This is a genomic window from Rossellomorea sp. y25 (assembly GCF_038049935.1).
Lineage (GTDB): Bacteria > Bacillota > Bacilli > Bacillales > Bacillaceae_B > Rossellomorea.
This window is the reverse complement of record NZ_CP145886.1, coordinates 3,304,203-3,330,261: the sequence shown is the minus strand read 5'-3', so window position 1 is coordinate 3,330,261 and position 26,059 is coordinate 3,304,203. Positions and strand designations below refer to the sequence as shown.

At 41.4% G+C, this 26,059-nt stretch carries 24 protein-coding genes and 1 other annotated feature; of the genes, 23 read left to right on the top strand and 1 reads right to left on the bottom strand.

What is annotated here, in order from left to right; genetic code table 11:
• Nucleotides 1-6: 6 nt before the first annotated feature.
• Complete coding sequence (gene mdh / locus AAEM60_RS16925) at nucleotides 7-945, top strand: malate dehydrogenase (protein WP_044339272.1); 939 nt, start codon at nucleotides 7-9, stop codon at nucleotides 943-945.
• 556 nt (nucleotides 946-1,501) lie between these two features.
• On the opposite strand, the gene AAEM60_RS16920 is transcribed toward mdh, so the two are convergent.
• Nucleotides 1,502-2,482, bottom strand: a complete 981-nt coding sequence (locus tag AAEM60_RS16920) for an SDR family oxidoreductase (protein ID WP_299738981.1) — start codon at nucleotides 2,480-2,482, stop codon at nucleotides 1,502-1,504.
• An 883-nt stretch (nucleotides 2,483-3,365) separates the two neighbouring features.
• Here AAEM60_RS16920 and AAEM60_RS16915 point away from each other — a divergent pair.
• The 22 genes from AAEM60_RS16915 to AAEM60_RS16810 all read left to right on the top strand — a co-directional run bounded on the left by AAEM60_RS16915 (nucleotide 3,366) and on the right by AAEM60_RS16810 (nucleotide 26,050).
• Nucleotides 3,366-3,842, top strand: coding sequence for a MaoC/PaaZ C-terminal domain-containing protein (locus tag AAEM60_RS16915; protein WP_299738979.1), 477 nt, complete (start codon nucleotides 3,366-3,368; stop codon nucleotides 3,840-3,842).
• 252 nt (nucleotides 3,843-4,094) lie between these two features.
• Nucleotides 4,095-4,814 (top strand): response regulator transcription factor, encoded by a 720-nt coding sequence (locus tag AAEM60_RS16910; protein ID WP_299738977.1) that lies wholly within the window; start codon nucleotides 4,095-4,097, stop codon nucleotides 4,812-4,814.
• Nucleotides 4,811-6,610: an ATP-binding protein gene (locus AAEM60_RS16905; protein ID WP_341356704.1), complete on the top strand. Its 1,800-nt coding sequence runs from the start codon at nucleotides 4,811-4,813 to the stop codon at nucleotides 6,608-6,610. The genes AAEM60_RS16910 and AAEM60_RS16905 overlap by 4 nt, the downstream gene beginning before the upstream one ends.
• A 360-nt stretch (nucleotides 6,611-6,970) precedes the next feature.
• Complete coding sequence (hflK, locus tag AAEM60_RS16900; protein WP_299738973.1) at nucleotides 6,971-7,933, top strand: FtsH protease activity modulator HflK; 963 nt, start codon at nucleotides 6,971-6,973, stop codon at nucleotides 7,931-7,933.
• On the top strand, nucleotides 7,926-8,861 hold the full coding sequence (locus AAEM60_RS16895; protein ID WP_341356703.1) for a protease modulator HflC: 936 nt from the start codon (nucleotides 7,926-7,928) through the stop codon (nucleotides 8,859-8,861). The genes hflK and AAEM60_RS16895 overlap by 8 nt, the downstream gene beginning before the upstream one ends.
• A 226-nt stretch (nucleotides 8,862-9,087) precedes the next feature.
• Nucleotides 9,088-11,718 (top strand): DNA polymerase I, encoded by a 2,631-nt coding sequence (polA, locus tag AAEM60_RS16890; RefSeq protein ID WP_299738969.1) that lies wholly within the window; start codon nucleotides 9,088-9,090, stop codon nucleotides 11,716-11,718.
• A 22-nt stretch (nucleotides 11,719-11,740) separates the two neighbouring features.
• The gene (gene mutM, locus AAEM60_RS16885; protein ID WP_341356702.1) at nucleotides 11,741-12,565 is read left to right on the top strand and encodes a DNA-formamidopyrimidine glycosylase; all 825 of its coding nucleotides are present in this window, start codon (nucleotides 11,741-11,743) and stop codon (nucleotides 12,563-12,565) included.
• Nucleotides 12,566-12,633: 68 nt separating this feature from the next.
• The gene (gene ytaF / locus AAEM60_RS16880; RefSeq protein ID WP_299738965.1) at nucleotides 12,634-13,266 is read left to right on the top strand and encodes a sporulation membrane protein YtaF; all 633 of its coding nucleotides are present in this window, start codon (nucleotides 12,634-12,636) and stop codon (nucleotides 13,264-13,266) included.
• Between the two features lie 26 nt (nucleotides 13,267-13,292).
• The gene (gene coaE / locus AAEM60_RS16875) at nucleotides 13,293-13,898 is read left to right on the top strand and encodes a dephospho-CoA kinase (protein ID WP_341356701.1); all 606 of its coding nucleotides are present in this window, start codon (nucleotides 13,293-13,295) and stop codon (nucleotides 13,896-13,898) included.
• A gap of 519 nt (nucleotides 13,899-14,417) precedes the next feature.
• Nucleotides 14,418-15,446: a glyceraldehyde-3-phosphate dehydrogenase gene (locus AAEM60_RS16870; protein ID WP_341356700.1), complete on the top strand. Its 1,029-nt coding sequence runs from the start codon at nucleotides 14,418-14,420 to the stop codon at nucleotides 15,444-15,446.
• 631 nt (nucleotides 15,447-16,077) lie between these two features.
• Entirely contained in the window at nucleotides 16,078-16,458 is a 381-nt protein-coding gene (gene speD / locus AAEM60_RS16865) for an adenosylmethionine decarboxylase (protein WP_034756998.1), read from the top strand.
• A 131-nt stretch (nucleotides 16,459-16,589) separates the two neighbouring features.
• The gene (locus AAEM60_RS16860; RefSeq protein ID WP_299738953.1) at nucleotides 16,590-16,970 is read left to right on the top strand and encodes a cytosolic protein; all 381 of its coding nucleotides are present in this window, start codon (nucleotides 16,590-16,592) and stop codon (nucleotides 16,968-16,970) included.
• An 82-nt stretch (nucleotides 16,971-17,052) separates the two neighbouring features.
• Entirely contained in the window at nucleotides 17,053-17,508 is a 456-nt protein-coding gene (nrdR, locus tag AAEM60_RS16855; RefSeq protein WP_044340490.1) for a transcriptional regulator NrdR, read from the top strand.
• Between the two features lie 68 nt (nucleotides 17,509-17,576).
• Complete coding sequence (locus AAEM60_RS16850; protein WP_341356699.1) at nucleotides 17,577-18,965, top strand: replication initiation and membrane attachment family protein; 1,389 nt, start codon at nucleotides 17,577-17,579, stop codon at nucleotides 18,963-18,965.
• A gap of 12 nt (nucleotides 18,966-18,977) precedes the next feature.
• Entirely contained in the window at nucleotides 18,978-19,910 is a 933-nt protein-coding gene (dnaI, locus tag AAEM60_RS16845) for a primosomal protein DnaI (RefSeq protein ID WP_299738949.1), read from the top strand.
• A gap of 420 nt (nucleotides 19,911-20,330) precedes the next feature.
• Entirely contained in the window at nucleotides 20,331-21,197 is an 867-nt protein-coding gene (locus AAEM60_RS16840; protein WP_299738945.1) for a putative sporulation protein YtxC, read from the top strand.
• A gap of 365 nt (nucleotides 21,198-21,562) precedes the next feature.
• Nucleotides 21,563-23,494, top strand: coding sequence for a threonine--tRNA ligase (gene thrS / locus AAEM60_RS16835; protein WP_299738943.1), 1,932 nt, complete (start codon nucleotides 21,563-21,565; stop codon nucleotides 23,492-23,494).
• Between the two features lie 175 nt (nucleotides 23,495-23,669).
• Nucleotides 23,670-23,811: a sequence feature (ribosomal protein L20 leader region), on the top strand.
• Nucleotides 23,812-23,903: 92 nt separating this feature from the next.
• Nucleotides 23,904-24,407, top strand: a complete 504-nt coding sequence (infC, locus tag AAEM60_RS16830) for a translation initiation factor IF-3 (protein ID WP_044340447.1) — start codon at nucleotides 23,904-23,906, stop codon at nucleotides 24,405-24,407.
• Nucleotides 24,408-24,430: 23 nt separating this feature from the next.
• Nucleotides 24,431-24,631 (top strand): 50S ribosomal protein L35, encoded by a 201-nt coding sequence (gene rpmI, locus AAEM60_RS16825; RefSeq protein WP_032087387.1) that lies wholly within the window; start codon nucleotides 24,431-24,433, stop codon nucleotides 24,629-24,631.
• A 27-nt stretch (nucleotides 24,632-24,658) separates the two neighbouring features.
• Nucleotides 24,659-25,018, top strand: coding sequence for a 50S ribosomal protein L20 (rplT, locus tag AAEM60_RS16820; RefSeq protein ID WP_034757014.1), 360 nt, complete (start codon nucleotides 24,659-24,661; stop codon nucleotides 25,016-25,018).
• An 88-nt stretch (nucleotides 25,019-25,106) separates the two neighbouring features.
• The gene (locus AAEM60_RS16815; RefSeq protein ID WP_299738932.1) at nucleotides 25,107-25,385 is read left to right on the top strand and encodes a DUF1294 domain-containing protein; all 279 of its coding nucleotides are present in this window, start codon (nucleotides 25,107-25,109) and stop codon (nucleotides 25,383-25,385) included.
• A 95-nt stretch (nucleotides 25,386-25,480) separates the two neighbouring features.
• Nucleotides 25,481-26,050, top strand: a complete 570-nt coding sequence (locus AAEM60_RS16810) for a VTT domain-containing protein (protein WP_299738930.1) — start codon at nucleotides 25,481-25,483, stop codon at nucleotides 26,048-26,050.
• Nucleotides 26,051-26,059: the final 9 nt, after the last annotated feature.

Genomic DNA, 26,059 nt, shown 5'->3' with positions numbered 1-26,059 from the left:
ATTATGATGGCAATTAAACGTAGAAAAGTATCTGTTATCGGTGGGGGATTCACAGGGGCGACCACAGCATTGATGCTCGCTCAGAAAGAGCTTGGAGATGTTGTACTGGTTGATATTCCTCAAAATGAAGACCCAACGAAAGGGAAAGCGCTGGATATGCTGGAAGCGAGCCCTGTACAGGGATTTGATTCAAACATCATCGGTACTTCCAATTACGAGGATACAAAGGATTCGGATATCGTTGTAATCACTGCCGGGATTGCCCGTAAGCCAGGAATGAGCCGCGATGATCTGGTTCAAACCAATCAAAAGGTCATGAAATCGGTCACGCAGCAAATCGTTAAGTATTCTCCAGATTGCTACATCATCGTTCTGACAAACCCGGTGGATGCTATGACGTATACAGTATTCAAGGAGTCCGGATTCCCTAAGGAGCGCGTAATCGGGCAATCAGGCGTTCTGGATACAGCCCGTTTCCGTACGTTTGTCGCACAAGAGTTAAACCTTTCGGTAAAAGATATTACTGGCTTCGTTCTTGGCGGTCACGGGGATGACATGGTTCCTCTTATTCGTTACTCATACGCTGGAGGAATTCCTCTGGAAACATTAATCCCTAAAGACCGTTTAGACGCAATCGTCGAGCGCACACGTAAAGGTGGAGGGGAGATTGTGGGCCTTCTGGGTAACGGCAGTGCTTATTATGCCCCTGCTGCTTCACTTGTTCAAATGGTAGAGGCAATCCTTAAAGATCAACGCCGTGTGATCCCAGCCATCGCATATCTGGAAGGTGAATACGGTTTCGAAGGTATCTACCTTGGTGTTCCAACCATCCTTGGTGGAAATGGTCTGGAAAAAATCATTGAACTTGAACTAACCGAAGAAGAGAAAGCTGCACTCTCCAACTCCGCAGACGCTGTTAAAAACGTCATGTCTTCTTTGGCTTAATACACAATCAATTCAAAACTGGCTTCCATGTAGGAGGCCAGTTTTTTTGGTAAAAGAAGTGACCGTTAAAAAACCTTGTTGTATGATTCACAACAGGGTTTTTTTATTCAACAAACGGGCCATTTATTGGAACGACTCTTTACACTTGTTTTGTTATTTTCTGGTATGATTCTTTTGGGGAGATTCATTCATTGTGAGTGCTTCACTTAAGAAAGAGAAAGAGAAAGAGAAAGAGAAAGAGAAAGAGACTGGGACAAAACTAGTTTCTTATTATTTTTTAGTGGATGAATTGAAAGTTAGCATAATTGCGAACCCTAAGCGAAATGTTGAATGGATTATCAAACGGTGTATAGAAGCTTTTTGTATGTTATTACTAGATTATTGGATAATTAAGCTCGTAACTTGGGTAGCAATAGTATGGTGGTCTAAGTCCTATTTTAGACATTGGCCAGGAATCCTCCATATAGACCATCTTTACTTTTTCATTTGAATGGTTTACTAGCAATAGCTTTACTTCTGGATTAAATTCATATCTCAAAATGGTAACTCCCTTCCATTAGGAATGTGTGGATTCTCCCCCATCAACATGAAGGACTTGACCAGTAACAAAACGAGAATCATCAGAAGCAAGATAGACAAAGGTTGGTGCAAGTTCAAATGGATGGGCAACTCGTTCCATTGGATTAAACGCTCCATATACAGCTACTTGGTCTGACGAGAAACTTGCTGAAATAAGCGGGGTCCAAATTCGGCCGGGGGCGACAGCATTGACTCGAATCCCTTGCTTCACGACATTATTAGCCAATGCACGTGTCCAACCAACTATTGCGCCTTTCGTGGCTGTATAATCAATCATTTGCTGCTCACCTACATACGTTACCACTGAAGAAGTGCCAATGATTGAGCTGCCTGGTTTTAAATGAGGAAGCGCTGCTCTTGTTGTGTAAAAATGAGAGTATATATTAACTTTGAAGGTATCATCGAATTGCTCATCTGTAATGTCAAGCAGACTTAGTTGTTGGAATTGGATACCAACGTGGTTACAAAGAATATCTAGACGTCCAAACGTATTTACTGTTTGTTCTACAATGGAGATACACTGTTGTTTGTCTCGCAAGTCACCAGGCATTAGTAAACAACGTTGTCCGAGTTGTTCAATCCTCGTTTTTGTTCTATTTGCATCCTCATGTTCATCTAAGTATGAAATAGCAACATCTGCGCCTTCTTTAGCAAACGCAATTGCTACTGCTGCACCAATACCACTGTCACCCCCTGTAATAAGTGCTACTTTTCCTGTTAACTTTCCACTCCCTTTATAGTTCGGGTTTTCGATAATTGGAAGGGGGACCATTAATTTTTCCACTCCGGGGTGACGCAGCTGGCGCTGTTCAGGTAAACTTATAGGAATTTCTTCGTAACGTGTGATTTTCCCATAGTTAGGGTACATGGGATAAGGTTGAGTTTTCATGTTCGCTTTAAACATTTGTTGCATTTGCTTTATTTGGTCTAATTGACGACTTTGATCCTTTTGATCCATAGAAACCTCCCATAGAAATAATTTTCTTCTAGGGAATGTATATGTTGTTCACTACAAATAAAGTAATTAAAGTGTGAAAAAAGTTGTTTGCTTTCAACACAGAAGCGTATTCTACCTCCTTTTTTTACTGAACTGACCTTTAGGAAAAGGAGCTTACTCAACATTCTACCCCTTGATAGTGGTAAGAGCTTCGAAGAAAATTTGCTTGTTCATCCATATAAGTTCAAAGTACCTACAACTTGGAAAGATGAGTGAGGCAACCCCCCGCTCAAAAGTGATACACCACTTTGGAAGTGAAAGATAAGGATTCTAATTCGGTTTTTAAAGCAGAATCTTGGTTTTGAAAAGTGTAATTATAAACCAGATATTACTATGTTAAAAATGATGTATAAATGGACAAGAGATTTTGAGAGGGATAGGGCAAATTTTGAAGCAAGGTTAGATCAATATAGAAATAAAGTGATTATAATACCAGATACTAAAAGCATAGCTTATACTTTGCATTTGATGCATACTAATCGTACAGGCTAAATAAGAGGAGATTTTTTATAAGAAATATTCAACTAACGGGGCAATAAGCGAAGATCAGCCAACTTGTTCCCAAGCCATTGCCTCTTCAATTATTGGGCAGCATAGTTGAACAAACTTTATAGCTCTGTTCATCGACTTCTTACTATCAATCACCAAACTCATTGAACAGAGCATAACCGCAGAGTCAGTAGCAAAATAGTAAACGAAGAGAATCCTCTTAAAAATAACCACCCCATGCGTAAAAACTCTTTGTATGGAAACCCTATAAATGTTAAAATATTAATAGACAGATAATAAAAACAATTTTTATTATTTAAAATTGTAATCGTTTACATACACGGAGGTGCTTCTTATGTTATTAGGGAAAAAGAGAAAACTGGGAAGAAAAATCGAGGAAATGACGATTGGTGAAAAGCTGACCCTTACAGAAAAAATAGAAGATAACGAACTGCTTCTTTACTTAGGGCTCACAAATGATGCCAATCCATTATACATCCAGCATGATTATGCTTCTCAAACGCCATTCAAAAAGCCGATTGTTCCTTCAATCATGTTAACAGGCATCATCACGTCAGCCGTTTCTAAATATCTACCTGGTCCGGGCTCTCATATAGTAGAGCAAAATATTGAATTCCCTAAGCCGGTCTATCACTATGCCACAGTACAATTTCTATTTGAAGTGACAGAAGTGAATCCGGATAATCATTTAGTAACCATCAATGTATCGGCTACGAATGAAGAGAGTGAGACGGTTATTAACGGGACAATCAAGGTTTGTCCACCTCATCGCTTAGAAAAAATGAATAGTCATGCATTAGAAAACTTCTAAAAACAAGAGGGAGCTATGATATCCATAGCTCCTTTTATTATGCATAAAAATGATAATGAAAGCGGGAATCGTACATCCTATTAAAGAAGAGAACAACGTTTGAGTCACTTAGTAACGCACTGCAAGAAAACTAAAAAGTGTTAAATCTCTTTAAATGATGGTAAGCCCCGAGATTTATATTATAATGGAAGTACAATTACATAATTACGTTGGATGTTGGGGTTAATTTTCTTTTGTATGGAGGCACATTGAATGAGCAAAAAAATCTTGGTAGTCGATGATGAACAATCTATTGCAACACTCTTAAAGTACAATCTTGAACAATCCGGTTATTCCGTTACAACGGCACATGATGGTGAAGAAGGAAGGGATAAAGCGATTGAGCAATCCCCGGACTTAATTATTCTTGACCTCATGCTTCCTTCCATGGATGGAATTGAAGTGTGTAAAGAACTGCGACAAAGGAAGATTAATATCCCCATTCTTATGTTAACGGCTAAGGATGACGAATTTGATAAAGTTCTTGGATTGGAGCTCGGGGCGGACGACTATATGACAAAACCGTTCAGTCCACGTGAAGTGGTTGCTAGGGTCAAGGCGATCCTTAGACGCAGCCAGGCCATTCAGGAAGCGGCAGAACCAGTTGCCCAGGAACCTACGGATTACAAGGAAGTAGGGGAATTAAAGGTGTATCCTGAACAATATGAGGCGTATTTCCAAGGAGAATTACTGGAATTAACACCCAAGGAATTCGAGCTTCTATTATACTTGACGGATAATAAAGGCAGAGTGTTGACGAGAGATCAACTGCTGAGTGCGGTATGGAATTATGATTTCGCAGGAGACACCAGAATAGTCGATGTTCATATCAGTCATCTACGAGAAAAAATAGAATCCAACACGAAAAAGCCAATATATATTAAAACCATCCGTGGTCTTGGATATAAATTGGAGGAGCCTAAAAATCGATGACCAAGTTTAGAACAAAACTTCTTTTTGCTCTAATCACCCTGATCATCGCTGTATTAATAGGGCTTGGTTTGCTTTTAGGTCAAATCTTCAAGAATTTCTATCTGGATACATTTAATTCCCGTATTCAAAAAGAGGCAAGGTTACTGGCTAATTCCATTGAAGAAAACGGGACACCGAAAGAAATCAATCCGGACATGATCAAAGAATTGAGTGACATATTGGATGTCAGGATTACCATTCTAGATAAATCAGGGAGTGTAGTCCATGATACGGAAACCTCGGAATCACTGGTTGGTCCTCAGCAAAAGAGGATCATCAATGAAATCCAGGAGAACTGGGATGTAAAGCAAAAGCATAGAAAACTTGTGACTTCGGGTGTGGAGTACAGGTATTACTGGTACCCGCTTAAGGGGGAGAATGACCAATTAAATGGACTGCTTATCATGAGTACCGAAGTAGAAGCCTTCGAGAAAGGGATACAGCAAATTTGGTTTGTGCTATCCGTTTCCCTGGGTCTTGCGTTAATTCTCATTATCATTTTGGGTTCGAGAATTACGGTGAGGTATACAAAGCCCATTGAATCGGCAACGAATGTGGCAATGGAGCTCGCCAAGGGGAATTATCGGGCAAGGACATACGAAGACCGCCTGGATGAAACGACTATGTTAAGTACCTCCATTAACATTCTCGCGCGTAATCTTCAGGAAATGGTGAATTCCCAGGAAATGCAGCAGGACCGCTTAACAACGCTGATTGAAAATATGGGGAGTGCCCTTCTATTAATTGATCATCGCGGGTTTGTTGTACTGACGAACAGGACCTTCAGGGATTTCTTTAATCTGGAAGAAAGCCAGCTGAAAAAAGTAAGATACCATGAGGTCATTCACTATCAGGAAGTGAATAAGCTTGTGGAAGAAATCTTCATGACAGAGGAACGGTTAAGAAAGCAGATCCTTCTTCCTCATAAAATAGAAAGAAAGCATTATGAAGTATATGGAGCTCCGATCATCGGTCATAACGATGAGTGGAAAGGGATTGTCGTGGTATTCCATGACATCACGGAGCTCAAAAAGCTCGAGCAAATGAGAAAAGACTTTGTCGCGAATGTTTCCCATGAGTTGAAAACACCGATCACCTCCATTAAAGGTTTCTCGGAAACGTTATTGGATGGGGCGATGAATGATCCTGAAACGTTAAAATCTTTCCTGGATATCATTCTGATGGAAAGCGACCGTCTGCAATCTCTTATACAAGACTTGCTGGAATTATCCAAGATTGAAAAACAGGGGTTCGAGCTCTCCCTTCAAGAGGTTGAGGTTGCTGCTTTAATTGAAGACGTGATGCCTATTCTGAATGAAAAAGCGAAATCAAAAGACATCTCTCTTCAAACTTCCTTTGATTCAAAGGGGCTTGCAGAAGTAGACTCCTATCGATTAAAGCAAGTTTTTATTAATTTGATCAGCAACGCCATTGTTTACACTCCAAAGGGCGGAGATGTCTTGATTTCAGTGATGGAAGATAAAGAAAAGGTTCATGTGAGCATCAAGGATAATGGCATGGGAATCAGTAAAGAAGAACTTCCACGCATTTTTGAACGATTTTACCGGGTGGACAAAGCAAGAAGCCGTAATTCTGGCGGAACGGGCTTAGGTTTAGCCATTGTGAAGCATATAATCGAAGCCCATGAAGGAAATATTGAAGTGGACAGTGAAGTGAATGAAGGCACGACGTTCACAGTCTCCTTATACAAACAGTCTTCAAGCTATACGTTGGGTGAAGGGACGAGCAAATCTTAGTAAGTTTACAATTATTTTACATTGCATTTACAATAGATTTAAGTCCTGTTAATAAAAGGGTGTTACGATACTAAGTGAAACCCCTTCATCCAAGGTGTTAAGAAAAGGCGAGAACTAACCCCGTTCTCGTCTTTTCGCTTTTCATTTTGAAAGCGTTGCCTTTAAATGAATGTCGGTGTGGGTCGAAACTATACGTACCGGCTTTATCCATCCCCTTTTTCCTCAAGTTAATTTTTCATTAAAAAGTATACTGCCTCTATTTGTCATCTTCTCTTAATATTCTTGAAACCTTTTTGTAGTAAGTCCGTATATCTTAGTAAGCGCTTAATAAGATATAGAGATAGAAAAGGGAGGGTGCATATGACTTTAAAACGAATTTACATGGTAACAGGGATGGTTGTGGCAGCGGTTATTTTGATTGTTGTGCTATTGACTTCCTGGTATACCGTTGATGAATCGGAACAAGCTCTTGTGTTGACATTTGGGGAAGCCGGTGAGCCGGTTGTGGAGCCTGGCCTGCATTTCAAGATGCCATGGCCAATGCAATCCGTAGAAGTCCTATCGAAAGAAACCTTCAGTCTTCAATTCGGGTATGAAGAAAAGGATGGGAAGATAAAGGATTTCCCAAAAGAAACGAAGATGATCACAGGAGATGAATATATCGTTCTCGCCGATCTCGTGGTTCAATGGAAAATCACGGATCCTGAAAGTTACTTATTTAACTCTGACAACCCGAAGGAAATTCTTTATGATGCCACTTCATCTTCACTAAGAAGCATTATAGGAAGCTCCTTGATAGATGATGCGTTAACGTCGGGAAAAGCTGAAATCGAGGCAGACGTGAGGGATTTATTAACCACCCTTATAGATGATTATGATATTGGTATTTCCATACTCGCTGTCAAATTACAGGACGTAGAGCTACCGAATGCAGAGGTTCGATCAGCTTTTACAGCCGTAACGGATGCGAGGGAAACGATGAATACGAAAATCAACGAAGCAAAGAAATACCGGAACCAACGATCAAATGAAGCACAAGGTGAAAAAGATGCGATCATGTCCAGGGCAAAAGGGGATAAGATTGCACGTGTGGAGCAGGCACGTGGAGATGTAGCCGTTTTCGATAAGCTCTACAATGAATATAAATCGAATCCTGAGATCACAAGAAAACGTCTTGTGTTGGAAACCCTGGAAAATGTTCTGCCAAATGCGGAAATCTACATCATGAAGGATAGTGGAGAAACGTTGAAATACTTCCCTATCCGTCAACTGGAAAATCAAAACGCCCCGGTTAAACAGGAAGGAAGTGATGAGAATGAGTGATCAAAACGTCTTTGACATCAATCGCAAAAAAAGGGAACCGATTGAGTGGAAACGGTATACAAAGCTAGGGATCTTCCTTGTCATTCTCCTTGCTGTCCTCCTTCTCCTATTTACAAATCTCTTTATTGTCAAAGAAGGGGAATATAAAGTCGTCCGTCAATTTGGGGAAGTTGTAAGAATAGACAAAGAACCTGGCTTGAAATATAAGATTCCGTTCATTCAGTCTGTCACAACCCTACCTAAGCATCAAATGACGTATGATGTAACGGAAGCCGAAATCAATACGAAAGACAAAAAGCGGATGCTCATCGACAACTATGCCGTCTGGCGAATCGAAGATCCTCTTAAAATGATCAAGAATGCAAGAACGGTGATCAATGCGGAGACGAAAATGGAAGAGTTCATCTACTCTGTCGTCAGGTCAGAGCTTGGTCAGCTGGAGTATGATGAAATCATCAATGATGAAAAGTCTTCACGTGGAAGCTTAAACGATCGAGTGACTGCCAAGGTGAATGAGCTGCTTGACAGGGATGGATATGGGATTGTCGTTCAGGACGTTCGCATGAAGCGTACGGATTTACCGGAAGCAAATGAAAACTCTGTTTATACGCGCATGATTTCAGAGCGTGAATCAAAGGCTCAGGAATACCTTTCCATGGGGGATGCGGAGAAACAAAGAATCACGGCTGAAACAGATCGTGAGGTGAAGGAGCTGCTGGCAAAAGCGGGGGCGGACGCCAATGTCATCAGGGCAGAAGGAGAATCCGAAGCGGCACAAATTTACAACAAGTCGTTCTCGAAGGATCCCGACTTCTACGACCTCTATAAAACACTGGAAACATATAAGAAAACAGTGGATGATAAAACGGTCATTATTTTACCATCCGACTCCCCTTATGCAAGGCTGTTGATGGGATATACGGAATAAATGAAGAAGCTCTTGAAGATGGGTAAGTATCCAATCTTCAAGAGTTTTTTTATGTAAGCTGGCTTCTGAAAGATAGCTGATATGCTAAGCTCTGTTTTGGTGGCACGCAGTTCTGAGATGAAAGCTGCAATCTCCTTCCCTATTATAAGTGCCCCATTTTTCCTTTCATTCCCCAACATGATAGAATATACGTATAGAAACAGAAGCCTTTACAGGAGGTACTTACATGTCCAAAAAATTAGTATTGATCGATGGCAATAGCATTGCTTACCGTGCATTCTTTGCACTGCCTTTATTGAATAACGACAAGGGTGTACATACAAACGCAGTGTATGGTTTTACCACCATGCTGCAAAAAATATTGGAAGACGAAAAACCATCGCATATTTTAGTCGCGTTTGATGCAGGAAAAACGACTTTCAGACATAAGACATTCAAGGAATACAAAGGTGGCAGACAAAAAACCCCACCAGAATTGTCCGAGCAGTTCCCATATATCCGTGAACTATTGGATGCTTACGGAATTAAGCGCTATGAAAAAGAAAACTATGAAGCGGATGACATTATCGGAACACTCTCTCTACAAGCGGAATCTGACGGATTTGAGGTAAAAGTGTATTCCGGGGATAAGGACTTAACACAGTTAAGCTCGAAGACTACGACGGTTTGTATTACGAGAAAAGGCATAACGGATATCGAAGTGTATACTCCCGAGCACATTAAAGAAAAGTGGGAAATCACACCTGATCGCATCATCGATATGAAAGGCCTTATGGGGGATAGCTCAGATAATATTCCCGGTGTGCCGGGTGTAGGTGAGAAAACAGCGATCAAACTGCTAAAAGAATTTGATTCCCTTGAAAAGCTGCTTGACTCCGTTGACCAGGTGAGTGGGAAAAAATTAAAAGAAAAGCTCGAAGAAAATAAAGAACAAGCGATCATGAGTAAAGAGCTGGCGACCATCCTCAGAGAAGCTCCAATCGAGATCGGAGTAGAAGAATTGAATTATGATGGTATGGATGAAGGAAAACTAAAGGAAGTATACCGGGATCTCGGATTCAACTCATTACTTGAGAAGATGGGTGAGTCCACCCAGGAGGAGCCCCAGGAGCTGGATGATATCTCCTTTGAAATAGTTGAAACCATCACAGAAGAACATCTTTCAGACGAAAGTTCTTTATACATTGAAATGCTTGAGGAGAATTATCACCTCGGAGAAATAATCGGGATGAGTCTGCACAATGAGAAAGGCACAATTTTCTTTACGCTTGAGACCGCATTGAATTCTGAAGCCTTTAAGGATTGGGCTGAAAACGAAAGCGCAGCGAAATATGTTTACAACTCGAAGGAAACCGTCGTTGCTTTAAAAAGACAAGGAATTGACATGAAAGGGATTGAGTTCGATCTCCTGTTAGCGTCTTATATTATTAATCCTTCTGAATCGAGTGAAGACTTTGCTTCTATTTCAAAAGGACACGGTCAGCCTTCTATCGAATCGGATGAAGCGGTTTATGGAAAAGGTGCCAAGCAGAAAATTCCTTCTACTGAAATTCTATCAGAGCATCTTGCACGAAAAGCATTCATTCTTCATGAGTTAATGAACACATGCATGGAAGAGTTGAAAGAAAATGATCTCTATGAATTATTCACCGAGTTAGAATTACCCCTTGCCCTTATTTTAGCCGAAATGGAATTCACGGGTGTGAAGGTGGATCAGGAGCGTTTGCTCACCATGAAGGATGAGCTAGCTCACCGTTTGGAAGAATTAGAAAAGAATATCCATGAACAAGCTGGCGAAAGCTTTAACATAAATTCTCCCAAGCAGCTTGGGGTGATTCTTTTTGAAAAATTGGGTTTACCAGTCGTCAAGAAAACGAAAACCGGTTATTCCACTTCTGCGGATGTATTGGAAAAACTGCAGTCCAAACATGAAATCATTGATCATATCCTTCATTACCGTCAGTTAGGGAAGTTACAATCCACTTATTTAGAGGGGTTATTGAAGGTCGTCCATAAAGATTCCAGTAAGATTCATACACGGTTTAATCAGGCCCTTACACAAACTGGCCGACTAAGCTCGACAGACCCTAACCTGCAAAACATTCCGATCAGACTTGAGGAAGGAAGAAAAATTCGTCAGGCGTTCATTCCATCTGAAGAGGGCTGGGTCATGTTCGCTGCGGACTATTCTCAAATTGAACTGCGTGTACTGGCTCATATTGCCAAGGATGAAAAATTAGTGGAAGCCTTCAGGAATGATATGGACATTCATACGAAAACAGCGATGGACGTCTTTGGGGTGGCAAAGGAAGAGGTCACATCCAATATGAGAAGGCATGCGAAAGCCGTTAACTTCGGAATCGTTTACGGAATCAGTGACTACGGTCTTTCTCAAAGCCTGGATATTACACGAAAAGAAGCAGGGGAATTCATTAAGAAATATTTAGAAAGCTTCCCCGGGGTAAAAGAGTATATGGATGACATCGTTCAGGATGCAAAGCAGAAGGGGTATGTGACGACCCTGCTGAATCGACGACGCTACCTTCCTGAAATCACGAGCCGTAATTTCAACTTAAGAAGTTTCGCTGAACGTACAGCGATGAACACGCCGATTCAAGGAAGTGCAGCCGATATCATCAAGAAGGCGATGATTGATATGGCAGCGCGATTAAAAGAAGAAAATCTTCAATCGCGATTATTGTTACAGGTGCATGATGAATTGATCTTTGAAGCACCTGAAGAAGAAATCGAAGTACTGAAGAAGATTGTTCCTGAAGTGATGGAGAATGCAATGGAGCTTGAGGTTCCATTAAAGGTCGATTACTCATACGGACAGACTTGGTACGACGCGAAATAGAGTTTGAGAAGGAGGTGGCATAGTGCCGGAGCTGCCTGAAGTAGAAACGGTCAGAAAGACGTTAGAGCTTCTTGTTATCGGGAAGAGAATCAAAGACGTCTCGGTTTTTTGGCCAAAGATGATTAAAAACCCCGATGAACCCGATGAGTTTGTTCATAGCTTGAAGGGGCAGGAAATTCTTGAGATGAGAAGAAGAGGGAAATTCCTGATCTTTTACTTAAACGACGTGGCCCTTGTTTCTCACTTGAGAATGGAGGGAAAGTATAACGTATCCGATAGCCGGGACCCGATTGAAAAGCATACCCACGTGATCTTTCATTTTACGGATAACACAGAACTCAGATACCGTGATGTCCGGAAGTTCGGGACGATGCACCTTTTCAAGAAAGGGGAGGAGTTGCTTCACCTTCCCCTCCTGCAGTTGGGACCGGAGCCATTCCAATCCGAGTTTACAACAGACTACTTAACAGAGAAGCTGCGCAAGACAGATAGAATCGTGAAAGCTACATTATTAGATCAAACGGTCCTCGTGGGACTGGGGAACATCTATGTAGATGAAGCGTTATTCCGTGCGGGTATACATCCTGACAGGAAATCAAAATCCCTTTCAACGGAAGAAATTGAACGTTTGCATAAAGAAATTATTCATACGCTAACCGAAGCCGTTGAAATGGGTGGAAGTACGATTCGATCCTACGTGAATTCCCAGGGTCAAATGGGGATGTTCCAACAGAACCTCTACGTGTATAGCCGGAAAGAAGAGCCGTGCCGTCAATGTGGGACTCCCATTGAGAAGAAGGTTTCTGCAGGGAGAGGGACTCACTATTGTCCTGATTGCCAACGGTAGAAAGAACATTTAACATCTGATAAGCCCTTACCATATAGTATTGTAATGATTTTTGGGAGGGCTATTAGATGAGTGAAACAATCTCCTTATTACTGCTGGCGTTTGCTGTAAGTCTTGATAGTTTTAGCACCGGTTTAACCTACGGATTACGAAAAGTGAAAATCCCTACAAAATCAATCAGCATCATATCCATTTGTTCGGCAAGCTCTTTATTGTTAGCCATGTTGCTCGGTCAAACCATCGGATCCATCATCACACCGGTTTGGGCTGGCAGAATTGGCGGGCTGATTCTAGTTGTAATAGGAGCGGCCGTATTGTACCAGTTCTTTAGACCGGAAAAAGAAACGGTATTATCCCAGGAAAAGACGCTGATTAACTTTGAGATCAAATCCATAGGCCTGGTGGTTCAAATTTTAAGAAGGCCGTTAACGGCAGACTTTGATAGATCGGGTACGATTACGGGAATCGAGGCATTCATGCTTGGGATCGCCCTGTCACTCGATGCATTCGGTGCCGGAATCGGTGCCGCGTTATTAAATTTCTCGCCATTATTACTTACTTTGGCAATCCTGTTGATGAGCTTTACGTTCTTATTCTCAGGATTGAAGATGGGAGAGTTCTTCTCTCATTTACGGTGGATTCATCGAGTATCATTTCTTCCGGGAGTTCTCTTGATCCTTATAGGGATCCTCCGGTTTTAGTGGCTGAGCTAGAAAGGAATACGATAATGGGAACCATTATAGGATTAACAGGTGGTATTGCAAGTGGTAAAAGTACAGTTTCAACTATGTTAAATGAAAAAGGATATACGATAATAGACGCCGACCTTGCCGCCCGTATGGTGGTTGAGGTTGATCAGCCTGCTTATCTTGCGATTGTGGAAGAATTCGGTGAACACATACTGCACGATCACGATTCAACCATCAATCGGGAAAAACTCGGTCAAATCATCTTTAACTCTGAAGAAAAACGAAAAAAGCTGAATGGAATCGTTCATCCTGCCGTCAGAAGCATGATGCTCGCACATAAAGATGAAGCCATTGCAGCTGGTAAACACACGATTTTCATGGATATCCCTCTTTTATTCGAAAGTGATTTGACGTGGATGGTTGATCGCACAGTCGTGGTATACGTGGATCAAGAAACCCAACTATCCCGCCTGATGAAGCGGAACAACTTTAACCGTGAAGACGCATCATCCCGCATCGCTTCCCAATTCCCCTTAAAGGATAAAGCAAGCCTTGCCGACGCAGTCATCGACAACAACGGATCTCTACATGAGACCAAAGAACAGCTTGATGCACTCTTAGTGGAGTGGAATCTAAAACCATAGAATGGCAAATGAGCCGACAAGAAACCTCTTGTCGGCTTTTTATTATGGCTCACTATAATTAGTAGTTATGCTGATAAATATTGATTTTTGGTTTGTATTTGTAAATAGGAGAAATTCTAATCGTAACTATAGAGGCTTTAAGGTGTTTGTCTTTCAAATGTATAGGCACTAAACATATATCAGCACAGAGTGGATTGTAGCGGTAGGCACTTTACTCCTGCGGGAAATAGAGGAAAGGTCGAGACCCCGCAGGCGCAGCCAAGGAGGCTCGACTTCCTCCCCGCGGAAAGAAAGTGCCTGGAGCGGAAAGGAACGATCAATGTTAAAATCAAAATCTATTTCATTGAAAAAATGTATGAATCCAATCCATAAAAATATACATTCAATAAGCTGATTTGTCAGAATAATAAAACATTAAAAATCCGCAAAATACTTATTAACTAATTCTCTAAATATGTTATACTATTTTTAGCAAATAAACATATAAGTATAACATTAATATAGAGGGGAGCCGGATTTATGAAGGCGAAAATTGCAATCAATGGTTTTGGACGTATTGGGAGAATGGTTTTCAGAAAAGCAATATTAGAGGAAAACTTAGAGGTTGTAGCCATTAACGCAAGCTACCCAGCTGAAACGCTAGCCCATTTAATAAAGTATGACACAAATCATGGAACATTCCAGGCAGATGTAGTGACAGAAGATGATGCACTCATCATCAACGGGAAACGTGTCCTACTATTAAGCAATCGTGATCCTAAAGCATTACCTTGGAACGAATTGGATATTGATATTGTCATTGAAGCAACAGGAAAATTCAATTCAAAAGACAAAGCGAGCCTGCATTTAGAAGCGGGAGCCAAAAAAGTCATCCTGACGGCCCCAGGTAAAAATGAAGACGTTACCATTGTGATGGGTGTAAATGAAAGCGCATTAAATATTGAAGAACACAGCGTGATTTCAAATGCATCTTGTACAACGAACTGCTTAGCACCAGTTGCGAAGGTATTAGATGAGCAATTTGGTATTGAAAACGGACTTATGACGACAGTCCATGCTTACACAAATGACCAAAAAAATATTGATAATCCCCATAAAGATTTGAGAAGAGCGAGAGCGTGCGGCCAGTCGATCATCCCGACAACGACTGGTGCAGCAAAAGCATTATCATTGGTTCTGCCTCAATTAAACGGCAAGCTTCACGGAATGGCATTACGTGTCCCTACACCAAATGTTTCACTAGTGGACCTGGTTGTAGATGTGAAAAGAGACGTAACAGTAGAAGAAATCAACGAAGCATTTATTACAGCATCTCTTGGTTCTTTACATGGAGTGCTGCAATACACAACAGAACCTTTGGTTTCGATCGACTTTAATACAAATCCTCATTCAGCGATCATCGACGGATTATCCACGATGGTAATGGGAGATCGAAAAGTGAAAGTACTTGCCTGGTACGATAACGAGTGGGGCTATTCATGCCGCGTCGTCGATCTGGCTAAATTCGTAGCAACAAAAATGAACGCAAAACAAGAAGTCAACGTTTGAAAGAATCAACATAAACAATAAGCATCATCCTTAGAACGTACCTTTCCAGGTGCGTTTTTTTTCTTTTATTTCGCTTTTTAAGAATGATGGTATAGAACACTTTATTTAATGGGGATGTATTAAATATTTTAGGAACAAATTCTGCAAAGGAGCTTTTTTATGTTTATCTATCAAAAAGTATAATTAGAAAAAGTGTAGCATCCCAGAGTGGATTGTAGCGGAAGGCACTTGACTCCTGCGGGAATAGCGGGACAGGTGAGACCCCGCAGGCGAAGCCGAGGAGGCTCACCGCCCGCCCCGCGGAAAGCAAGTGCCTGGAGCGAAAAGGAACGGTCAACATTTAGAACATAATCCAAAACTCACTTTACTATTTTGGGTGATAACCCGCATAATCTCGTTGCAATCAACCGATCGTCCACCCATATAAAAAAGTTTATAAAAATTTATTGCAAAACAGTTTTAAACAAAGTATACTATTTTTCGTGAACTTCTTATTAGCAAATGAATACTGATTTAACTACTTAAAGGGTTAGGACCTCTTCGGACTAACTTTCCCCCGTGGTAGTTAAGATTTTGCCAAAGGACACGTTCATTTTGACGAAAAAAATTATGTCAAAGGGGGAAACACTCAATGGAAACAATGGGTCGTCATGTAATCTCGGAATTATGGGGTTGCGATTTTGAAAAATTAAACGATGTAGTAGGAATTGAAAAAACATTCGTCGATGCTGCACTTAAATCAGGTGCAGAGGTTCGTGAGGTAGCTTTCCATAAATTTGCTCCTCAAGGTGTGAGTGGAGTTGTGATCATTTCAGAATCACATCTGACTATTCACAGTTTTCCTGAACATGGTTATGCCAGTATAGATGTATATACTTGCGGTGATTTAGATCCTAACATCGCTGCTGAATATATTGCAGATGCTCTTGGTGCTGACACGCGTGAAACAATCGAATTGCCACGTGGTATGGGTCCGGTACAAGTGAAGAAGTCTCAGGCACAAGCCCTTTAATTGAAAATAACTCAGAAGAGATGCGTATTGGATGCATCTCTTTTTTTGTGCTTTTGTAAAGGAATTGATTTTGAATTTTCATTCGTGCGGTTTTCGTGTAAAATAAGGGTAAATAAAGGGAGGAACTTTATATGAGCGGAATACGTACCCTGTTTAAACGATTTCAATCAGAATGTGAGACATCTGATAAGCACGAAGATAAAGACCTGCAATCACGATATTATAAATCCATGCATCAAGGTGCATTTAATGCAGTACTAGAGTTATTCTCATCCTCTGAATATGAGGTGATTTCCCAGTCTAAGGACAGAGGGGAAATCACGGTTCGTAAAAATGGGACTCCCCAACTGTTCATCGTCGCAACAGTCATCACCGTAAGGCCTTTTGAAACGGCAGTCGATTTCAAGGTGAGTGCAGACAAAGGGAAGGTCTTTGGTACATATACGGTGTTAAAAGCGCAGATCAGCCATTATTATCAGAAGCTTGATAGTGAATTGACAAAAGTGAAATAACGGTAAATCCCATAGAAGCTTGTGTACAGCGCAGCTTTTTTATATGATGAAAGTAAGAGTATGTAATAACGGAGCTGATATTATGAAATGCCCGTCTTGCCAGCATAATGGTACCCGAGTGGTGGACTCCCGGCCTGCTGATGAAGGACGTTCGATCAGGAGAAGAAGAGAATGTGAAGAATGCACTTTTCGCTTCACGACCTTCGAGAAGGTAGAAGAGCTTCCTTTAATTGTGGTGAAAAAAGAAGGGGTAAGAGAAGAGTTTAGTCGAGAGAAGATTTTGAGAGGGTTGATCAAGGCTTGTGAGAAGCGCCCGGTACCTCTTGAGAGATTAGAAAAGATCTCAACGGATATTGAAAAGGAACTCCGAAATCAAGGTGCTTCTGAGGTAGAATCCGTTAAGATCGGTGAGATGGTCATGGATCAACTTGCCAAGGTAGATGAAGTTGCATACGTACGCTTTGCATCTGTTTATCGACAGTTTAAGGATATTAATGTATTTATAGACGAACTGAAAGAATTAATAAAAAAAGAGTAGAAGAATGAGCTGAAGATGTAATTCTTTAGCTCTTTTCTCTTTATTTCTTTGAAAGGTAGAATCCAACTATGATGAAGAAGCATTGGAATGAAATACAGCCAATCGATCCCTACACGGTAGGGACAAATGGGATGCTTCAGGAATATGACCGGAAAATCATTACATTTCTGTACCAGCCTTTAATTGGTTCAGTGTGCTACAGTCTTTATATGAGTTTATGGGGAGAAGTCGAAGAAAATCGGCTCTGGTCGACTGATTCCACCCATTATCACCTTATGAACATACTGTCCGTGAATCTTCAGGACGTCTACGAAGCGCGGATGAAGCTTGAGGGAATCGGCTTGTTAAAGGCATATGAAAAAAGGGACAACGGGGACCGCAGCTTTCTCTATGAACTGCAGCCTCCTCTTTCCCCTCAGGAATTCTTTCATGATGGTATGTTGAATGTGTATCTTTACCGGAAAATCGGCAGAACTCATTACTTGCGTTTGAAGAAGTTTTTCACTGACGAATCGGTTGATAAACAGCAGTACTCGAATATCACTCGATCCTTTCAGGATGTTTTTACATCGGAGCAAATTAATTTTCTTCACCATGATGCAAATGTGGATTCGGAAACCAAGTCTGGTGAACAATATATGAACTATGGAAGGAATGAAGGGATTCCATTAGACGACATCGATTTTGATTTTCAGTTATTGCTGGCGGGATTATCCGAATCCATGGTTCCGCGAAAAGCCTTTACAGCGACTGTGAAGGAAACGGTACTGAAGCTGAGCTATTTATACGGCATCGATCCTATTCAAATGAAAAATATCGTCTTAAGTTCCCTGGATGCTGATGATACCATCGATATAGAATTATTGCGTAAAACTGCACGGGATTGGTATGGGCTACAAACAGGGGATCAATTGCCCGATTTGACTACCAGAATCGAGACCAAGAAACCTGAACCAGCGTATAAACCCCTCTCCAAAGAAGAGGAGCTGATTGAATACCTTGAAAACACGTCTCCAAAAGACGTACTATCTGATATTTCGAATGGCGGTGCCCCTTCTAAGTCTGATCTGCAGGCCGTAGAAGAAGTGCTCATGTCACAGAAGCTGCCGCTTGGTGTTATGAACGTTCTTATACAATATGTCCTATTAAAAACAGATATGAAGCTGACAAAGGGATATATGGAAAAAATCGCATCTCATTGGTCGAGGAAAAAGGTTACGACTGCAAGCGAAGCAATGGATTTAGCCAAGAAGGAACACAAGCAGTATTTGGAGTGGGCTGAAGGGAAAAAGGAAAATAAAACGAATAGGCGAAGAAAGCCGATTCGGACAGAAAAACTCCCGGAATGGTTCCAAGAAGGAGAAGTGGAGAAAGAAAACGATTCCTCTCAGGAAGAATACGATTTCGAGGCAGAGAAGAAAAAACTCGAAGAAGAGCTTAAAAATTTTCGGAAGTAGGTGAACATAGCGGTGGAAAGAATAAACAACACCCTGAAAAGGTTGGCGGCTTCTGGTTCGTTTCAACAAAGATATGAGCAAATGAAAAAAGAGATTCTTGAAAACAATGATGTGAAGGATTTTATTCGCAGGAATGAAGACCGTGTTACAGGGGAAATGGTGAATGAGAGCCTTATGAAGTTATATGAATACATTTCTCAAAGTAAGGAATGCCGTTATTGCCCTTCTTTACAGGAGTGTAAGAATATGATGGAGGGGTATGATCCCCACTTAGTGATCAGGGGCAACACAATCGACATTGATTATCATCGCTGCCCTCGAAAAGTCATCCACGATGAAAGGACGAGCGCCCAGCGTCTAATCAAAAGCCTGTATGTACCGAAGGATATTTTACAAGCATCTTTCTCAACCCTTGACCTTGATTCGAAAAGCCGTCTGGAAGCAGTGCGGCTTGCAAAGAATTTCGTGGAGACCTATACAGAGGGCACGAAAATGAAAGGACTCTATTTTTACGGGAAGTTCGGGGTCGGCAAGTCCTATTTGTTAGGGGCCATGGCCAATGAACTCGCCGAGAAAAAAATCGGTTCTCTTATCGTGTATGTTCCCGAGTTCTTCAGGGAGATCAAACAATCACTCGGTGATAATACGGTGAATGAAAAGCTTGAGATGGTAAAATCAGCCCCGATACTCATGCTCGATGACATCGGCGCAGAAACGATGTCTAGCTGGGGGAGAGATGAGATCTTGGGGACGATCCTCCAGTACAGAATGCTTGAGAACCTGCCTACATTCTTCACCTCCAACTTCAACTTCAGCGAGCTGACTCATCATTTGACATACAGCCAAAGAGGAGAAGAAGAAAAGCTGAAGGCGGCAAGGATCATGGAGCGGATTAAATATCTATCCCAGCCTGTGTTGATTGATGGAAGGAATAGAAGAGAATAGATTGAAAGAGAGGAAATTACATGCGATGCGATTTCCTCTCTTTTTTATGTGTGTAAATTTAGGTGTAGACATTGGACATTTTGATGTGATTTTTTTACAATTATTGCAAAACGGCTGGATTATGGAGGTTTTCGGCTGGATTATCGAGAGAAACGGCCGGATTTCCGAAAGAAACGGCCGGATTTCCGAAAGAAACGGCTGGATTTCCGAGAGAAACGTCCGGATTTCCGAGAGAAACGTCCGGATTATTGAAAGAAACGGCCGGATTCACTCATCGTGCACGGAAGCGAACGCATGTTCATGGTGTCCATAACTACATAGTGAAGAAAAGAGTCAATTAAATTCCCTCATCAACTTCTAAATGATACAAGCCTCCCATATATATAAATCAGGGAATTGGGTTTAAGGAGGCGAGAAAGTTTGATTGAATTTATTTTTAAGCAAAAAAGTGATGCGGTAAAGCTTCAAGAATACCTCAATAAAGAGTTCATCCAATCATGGTTTCATGAAACGCTTTTTCAACATACAACTCACTATAATCTGACGATAGAGGTTTCCCCCTTCTTCAAGGAAAGAGAAAAGCTATTCAATGGGGTTTCACACTTTGTCTTAAATGATAAATGCATGGACTGGTCCGAATCAGCCCTGAAAGAAAATTATTTCTATGAAGATGTTGATGAAATCAATCAAATATTAGAAGTCGTATCAGAGATGAGGATGGGTGAACGACCTGAATTGATGGAGCTGATTGGTGAATGGGACGAGGTCAAATACGTCCATGACAGCCTGGAGCTATTGTTGGAAGGAAAGACTCCCATATCATTCGACTCTTTTAGCAAGTTCAGGCTGAAGAACCTTCAGGAGAGACTCCTCCTCATGGTGGATCTTGCTATAGATGAATATAAGATGGAGCAGGAATATCAAATGTTTGTTCATATGCTGCGGGAGTATCTAGCATCGAGGGAGCAGAAAATGCGCACGATCCATCTGTACTCGACGGGTTACGGCTATCGTTTCTTTGATGAAGACATGAAAGAGCTGACACGCCAGGAACTGACAAAGGCGATTGATAAACGATTATTGACGAATCATCCCTTATATGTTGATTCGTACACCATTGCTCCGTTATTATCCATTGCCCCGGAAAAGATACTCGTCTATGGAAATGGTGACCATCAATTGATCAGGACGCTTCAGAACATTTTCGAAGAACGGATCGATCTCCTGCCGTTGAGTTATTTTCCTGACACGCTTCTGTATCCTTCGTGGGATATCGCGAATGAATAGGCTTGCTTTTCAAAACATAACCGATTATAATACCTACATAATAAGTCAATAAATAAAGGTTATGATGAGGACAAGAATATTCCTATTCCATTCACAGAGAGGGAAGTCTCCCGGCTGCAAGCTTCCTAATTCGGTAGTGATATTTACCACCTCGGAACTTCAATTATGAACTGAATCTTGACGGATTCACAGTAATGATTGACGGCTAAATGTCGTTATTCGTTTTCAATGAAGTCATTGTCTGTATTTTGGGCACAATGAGAAGTTGGGTGGAACCACGAGTTTACTTATTAACCTCGTCCCTTCAAACGTGAAGGGGCGGGGTTTTTTATGTTTTATAGAGATTATTTAAGGAGTGAAATTACATGTCAGAAGTAGTGAAAATTCAGTTCCCTGATGGAAATGTAAAGGAGTTTCCTAAAGGGACGACAACAGAAGAGATTGCTGCGTCCATCAGTCCCGGACTGAAAAAGAAGGCGCTCGCTGGTAAAATAAATAATGTATTAATCGACTTGCGTACAGGGATCCAAGAGGATGGGGCGATAGAAATCGTTACACCTCCAGGAGAAGATGCTCTGGAAATTCTTCGTCACAGTACAGCTCATTTAATGGCTCAGGCGATTAAACGTTTATACCCTGAGACAAAGCTCGGAATCGGACCGGTCATCGAAGGCGGGTTTTATTATGATATTGATTCCGAGCACACGTTTACACCAGAGGACCTGCCATTGATCGAGAAAGAAATGAAGAAGATCACTGGTGAAAACTTAGAGGTGGTTCGTAAAGAAGTCAGTCGCGACGAAGCTCAGAAAATGTATGAAGAAATCGGTGACGAGTATAAGCTTGAATTACTTGAAGCGATTCCAGAGGGCGAGCAAGTCTCGATTTACGAGCAAGGTGAATTCTTCGATCTATGTCGTGGGATCCACATTCCGTCCACTAATAAAATTAAAGAGTTTAAGCTGTTGAGCATCGCCGGGGCATACTGGCGCGGGAACAGCGATAACAAAATGCTTCAACGAATTTACGGTACTGCCTTTTTCAAGAAAGAAGACCTGGAAGAGCATCTGCGTCTTTTAGAAGAAGCGAAAGAGCGTGATCACCGTAAAATCGGAAAAGAATTAAACCTATTCATGAACTCACAAAAAGTGGGACAAGGTCTGCCGATGTGGCTGCCTAAAGGTGCAACGATCCGTCGCATCATCGAGCGCTATATCGTGGATAAAGAAGAGCGCTTAGGCTATGATCACGTGTACACTCCTGTCATGGGAAGTGTTGAACTTTATAAAACAAGCGGTCACTGGGATCACTATCAGGAAAACATGTTCCCGGTTATGGAAATGGATAACGAAGACCTTGTTCTCCGTCCAATGAACTGCCCTCATCATATGATGATTTACAAAAACGGCATTCACAGCTATCGTGAGCTTCCGATCCGTATCGCCGAGCTTGGTCTGATGCACCGTTACGAATTATCAGGAGCACTATCAGGACTTCAACGTGTACGTGGAATGACTCTGAACGATGCTCATATCTTTGTCCGTCCCGATCAAATCAAGGAAGAATTCAAGCGTGTCGTACGCCTGGTTCAGGAAGTGTACAAAGACTTTGATCTGAAGGACTATTCCTTCCGCCTGTCTTATCGTGACCCTGAGGATACTGAGAAGTACTTCGATGATGATGAGATGTGGAACCGTGCACAAGGGATGATCAAGGAAGCCATGGATGAACTCGACGTTGAGTACTTTGAAGCTGAAGGGGAAGCGGCATTCTACGGCCCTAAACTGGACGTTCAAGTGAAAACAGCCCTTGGTAAGGAAGAAACTCTATCAACGGTTCAACTGGATTTCCTGCTTCCGGAGCGCTTTGACTTAACATATGTAGGGGAAGACGGGAAGCAGCACCGTCCGGTAGTCATTCACCGTGGTGTCGTATCCACAATGGAACGCTTCGTGGCATTCCTGATTGAAGAATACAAAGGAGCATTCCCGACATGGCTCGCTCCAACGCAGGTTCAGGTAATCCCGGTTTCTCCGGATGTTCACTTTGACTATGCGAAAGAAGTGAAAGAAAAGCTTCAAGCTGAAGGATTACGTGTCGAGATTGACGATCGTAATGAAAAGATCGGCTACAAAATCCGTGAAGCACAGATGAGTAAAGTCCCTTACATGCTTGTAGTGGGAGACAATGAAATCAAGGAAACGGCTGTCAACGTCCGTAAATACGGAGAGCAGAAATCAGAAACAATCTCCCTTGAAGAGTTTATCGGAGACATCACAAAAGAAGCAAAACGATAAAATGAGGAAGAGGGACGGACCTTGCATCAAGGTCCGTCCCTCCCATATAAAATTCAAAAAAACTGTTGCACTCTCCTTAGATGTCTGATATTATGAAATACGTTGTGATATTAAATGATTATTTGACAGCGGTTTTGTCATGTGATATAGTATCTAAGGTGAATTGAATACAGTTTGGTACAAGTAGAGGCTACCCGCTTCTCACCTGAATAACGCTTTCTAAAGTTGTTTCCAGGTATGTGATTGACTATTAAAGCCATTTATATATGCTTAATAATCAGGTGCGGGTGTTTCGACACTCGCATCTTTTTTTGTTTGCTTCAAGCATGCAGAAAAAGGTCCGAGTGCGTCGACCAAAGCCGTGTATTCTTTTAATAAACCTTGGAGGTGGCTAATTATTAGCAAAGACATGATCTTAAACGAAACGATTCGTGCCCGTGAAGTACGTCTTATCGATCAAAACGGTGAGCAACTTGGGATTAAAACCAAGAATGAAGCTCTTGAAATCGCTGAACGTGTAAATCTTGATCTTGTTCTTGTTGCTCCAAATGCAAAACCGCCCGTTGCTCGTATCATGGACTACGGTAAGTTTAAGTTTGAACAACAGAAGAAAGAAAAAGAAGCACGTAAGAATCAGAAGATCATCAATCTTAAAGAGGTTCGTTTAAGCCCGACGATTGATGAGCATGATTTCAACACTAAGCTTCGTAACGCTCGTAAGTTCCTTGAAAAAGGAGACAAAGTTAAAGCGTCAATCCGATTTAAAGGTCGTGCGATTACGCACAAAGAAATTGGTCAACGTGTTCTGGATCGCTTCAGTGATGAGTGTAAAGATGTAGCAACCGTTGAATCAAAACCGAAAATGGATGGTCGCAGTATGTTCTTGGTGCTTGCACCAGTTAACGAAAAATAAAGGACCCGAGGAGGAAAAGCATCATGCCAAAAATGAAAACTCACCGCGGCTCAGCTAAGCGTTTCAAGAAAACAGGTTCTGGTAAACTTAAACGTTCACACGCTTACACAAGCCATTTATTCGCAAACAAATCTACTAAAGCAAAGCGTAAGCTACGTAAAGCGGCTGTTGTCTCTAAAGGAGATTTCAAACGCATTCGTCATATGCTTGACAACCTAAAATAAGAGTAATAGAAACAGGAGGGAATTATTATGCCACGCGTAAAAGGCGGAACAGTAACACGCAGACGTCGTAAAAAAGTTCTTAAATTAGCCAAAGGTTATTTCGGTTCAAAACACACTTTATATAAAGTAGCAAATCAACAAGTCATGAAATCATACATGTATGCTTATCGTGACCGTCGCCAAAAGAAACGTGATTTCCGTAAACTATGGATCACACGTATCAATGCGGCTGCACGTATGAACGGTCTTTCTTACAGCCGTTTAATGCACGGATTAAAGCTTGCTGGTATCGAAGTAAACCGCAAAATGCTTGCTGAGCTTGCGATTTCTGACGAAAAAGCATTCAACCAATTAGCTGACGCTGCTAAAGCTCAACTAAACAAATAATAAACTGCTGACAAGTTAGCAGACAAAAAGGACTGGCCCCTGGCCGGTCCTTTCTTATATAAATCTCATTGGAAAGCAGGTAGAAATCATGGGTACATTAACAGGTATCTTATATCTATATGCCATTGTCATCAATATCATCGGTTTTATCATCATGGGCAGAGATAAAAGAAAAGCTCAGCGAAATGAATACCGCATAAAAGAGAATACATTGTGGCAGGTCGCGATTCTGGGAGGCAGCATCGGCGCCTATATGGGGATGAAGGTATACAGACATAAAACGAAACATAAAGTATTCGCTTTCGGGTTTCCGCTGCTCGTCATGCTTCATAGTCTGCTTTTTATCTGGCTGAATACTAAATTGTAGATAGAAAAATTTTCATTCTTTAACCCGTCTTCATTACATACTATATAGAGAGTGTCTATAACAGCTTAGAAAAGCAGAAGGAGGTCACCTTAGCCATGGACGAACGGTTAGTTGCTGCATTCGCCCTCATGGAAGCTAGTGGATATATGGCTCCTGTTCTGTTTATCTTGTTTCATATCCTGAGGCAATTTTTGTTTATCCCGGTAGCCCTTGTATGTATGGCGGGAGGAGTGCTATTCGGAAGCATATTCGGCACTCTGTATTCATTAATCGGATTGACGCTCTTATCCATTACTTTTTACTTTGTTATAAAGAGCTTTACATCTTTCTATGAAAAGCTTCTGAGACTGAAGGAAAAATGGTTTGGAAGGAATGCTACTCTCACAACCGGTCAAATTGCTATACTGCGGTTAATTCCTTTTGTCCATTATCAGTTGTTGAACCTTTGTTTACTTGAACGCAAGAAAAAGCTTAAACCTTTCATCCGGGCCTCTGTTATTTCCAATATTCCCCTGGCGTTTTTTTACACGGTTTTCGGTCAATACATCAAACAATTTTCCCCTCCTATTCTCGTTATGATTTTCCTGGCACTCATCGTCCTATTTTATCTTCTAAGAGAAAAAGTAAGAGTGATTGAATGGAGAGAGTTCTTTCCGGGTAAATAAAAAACGGCT